This window comes from Lachnoanaerobaculum sp. Marseille-Q4761 (assembly GCF_017565785.1).
Lineage (GTDB): Bacteria > Bacillota > Clostridia > Lachnospirales > Lachnospiraceae > Lachnoanaerobaculum.
Genome location: NZ_JAGEKB010000006.1, coordinates 1,876 through 4,563, shown reverse-complemented (window position 1 = coordinate 4,563; position 2,688 = coordinate 1,876). Strand labels below are relative to the sequence as shown.

The following is a 2,688-nucleotide window of genomic DNA, read 5'->3' as shown; positions in this document are numbered from 1 at the left end:
CCCTTCTATCAGCTCTTTTCTTATCTTTCCTGTAAGCTCCTCCATATACTCAAAGTTTACATTCCCTTTTTGAGATATGGAAAGGATTAATGCCTCTGTTAAGCTATCCGTATGTTCAATTACCATAGCTTTTTTAATGGTTCTTTTTGTAAAAATATCCGACTTGCCGATAAAGTTACCCTCTTTATTAAGGTTTTCCAAGGTTGACACTAGAGAGTAGTTGGCATCCTCTTGCAATAATCTTTTATTTGCCCTTGAATTAATTAGTCCATACTTATTAGAAAAATCATCATAAAGCTTATTTAATCTGCCCTGTAAGGCTTTAATTTCTCCTTCCGGATAATCTTCCTTTTGATAGGTAATTACTCCTCTTAACGCTTTTTCTATTTCAAGATATGCCCCTATCTTCTCCTCATCAGCTTTATTTAGAAGTACCCTTTGCATAATTGAGTTTTCTCTAAAGTACACCTTATCTTCAATCACTGCATAGGAATAATTCTTAACATTGTCATCAGCCGGAAGTATTTCTGTTTCAAGTTCTTCGTTTAACTTCGCTTTTTCATAAGTGCCTTTGATATTTTTAATTGCATCCTCAAGCTGTTCTTTTATCGGTTTACTTTCATCTGCAATGCAAGAAAGAGCAGTGCCGAACCTTCCCGGTACTTCCTGCATATTTCCAAGTACCATATGTGGATTATCTACAAAGTATTTATTATAGCTTAGTCCCTTCCTGTCCTTATCAAGCTTAATCCAGTCCTCATCTATCTTTAACAGCCTGTCCCTTTTCTTTAAAAAAATAATATCACTTGTAACCTCTGTACCGGCTTCACCTTTAAATATATTATTCGGCAGTCTTATTGCTCCCAGAAACTCTGCACGCTCACTTATATATCTTCTTATATCCTCATTTCTTTTATCCATTGTGCCTGATGAAGTTATAAAAGCAATTATTCCTTTGCTACGCACCTTATCCAGTGTTTTGGCAAAAAAATAATCGTGAATAAGAAAGTTGTTTTTTTCATACTCACGATCAGATACCCTATACTCTCCAAAGGGTACATTTCCTACAGCTATGTCAAAAAGATTATTTGAAAAAGCAGTTTCTTCAAAACCTTTTACCTGAATGTTTGAATTGGGATAAAGCTTTTTAGCAATCTGTCCGCTGATACTGTCAAGCTCTATACCGTAAAACTTTGAGTTTTGCATTGACCAAGGCAAGTTTCCGATAAATCTTCCCGTTCCCGTGCTTGGCTCTAAGATATTTCCACTCTCAAATCCCATATCCGATAAAGTATGATAAATAGCATCTATTACTACCTTAGGTGTATAAAAGGCGGTAAGCGTACTTTCTTTGGCAGCCTCATACTCTGATGGTGATAGGTTTTCTTTTAAGAACATCCTTGCCTCCTGCCACTGACCACCCCGCTCTTCATCAAAAACATCTGAAAGCCCTCCCCAACCTACATACTTGCTTAAAATATCCTGCTCTTCTTTACTTGCATTTCTGTTTTCTTTATCAAGCTGTTTTAGTACCTTTATTGCTTCGATATTGTTTTTTAATCGTTCTGACGGTGGTAGGACTTCATCTTCTCTTGTTATCCTATAATTGACGGGGGAGATATTTTTCACATATTCTCCGCTTGTATAGGTTTCTTCTTGCTTTGGTACTTCACTTAAAGCTTCTTTATTTAAGACAGGTAACTCTTCTTTATCTACACTCTCCTTTAATGATTTTTCTTCTGTGGAAAGTATCTCAAAGTCAAGTTCGTTTTCATTTCTAAATGTCAGAATCTCACTTCCTGTAATAAAGCCGGTAAGATACCCTTCATTATCATCCAATTTTATTGTCTTATAGTTTCCATAATCCTTTATTTCTGAAATCAGGTATTCCTTTCCTAGATATCTTACCTGCATACCTTCTTTAAAAATCGGCTCATTTACATTTTCTTGTTCATTTGCTTTTTTAATCTGCTCATTTATATAACCTGTAAGAAGTACATTTCTATGGTTATCATCAAGTAAATAGGGAAGATTTTGAAGCATCTCTTTGTAGCTGTCATATGAAATAGCCACATTGTTATTTAACAAATATCCGTTATATCTAAGATTTTGTTTTAACTGCCTGTTTTTCATATCCAAAACAAGCTCCGCTTCATATTCGACTTTCCCGTCTATGCTGTTTGTTATATGCTCCGGCGCTTTTAAGTTTCCTCCATCTACAGTCTTTTTAAGCAAAATAAATTCTTCATTTTGATAGTTATACTGATACCCTCCGGCTTCCTTTTCCTCTTTAAAAGTCAAAGCAGATATAACATCATTCTTAGCCTTAAACTCTAATGCCTTTTCATTTTCTTCTTCAGCTAAACTAACTTGTATTTCACTTTCTTTATTACTGTAGGCAGTATTTTGATATACTTCATTTATTATCTCCTGACTTGGTGCCGTGTTTCTATAAAGATAGGCAAACGCTCTTTTGTTTGCTTCATTACCATCCCCTATATCCACTCTGTAATGTTCTTTTACTTCGCCGTCTACGATATGGTCAAAATAAAACTTTGAATACCCTAACCACTCATCTGTCATTTGCCCATACTTATCTTTGCCTACAGTTTCATTATGTATACTTATTTTTTCATCCAACTCTTTTATTTCATTAAGAAGATCCTTTGTAACAATCATACCTGTATA

General features: G+C 34.8%; 1 protein-coding gene. It reads right to left on the bottom strand.

What is annotated here, in order from left to right:
* Nucleotides 1-2,688: Eco57I restriction-modification methylase domain-containing protein (locus J4O15_RS15540; RefSeq protein ID WP_442911606.1), on the bottom strand; the 2,688-nt coding region annotated here is incomplete at both ends.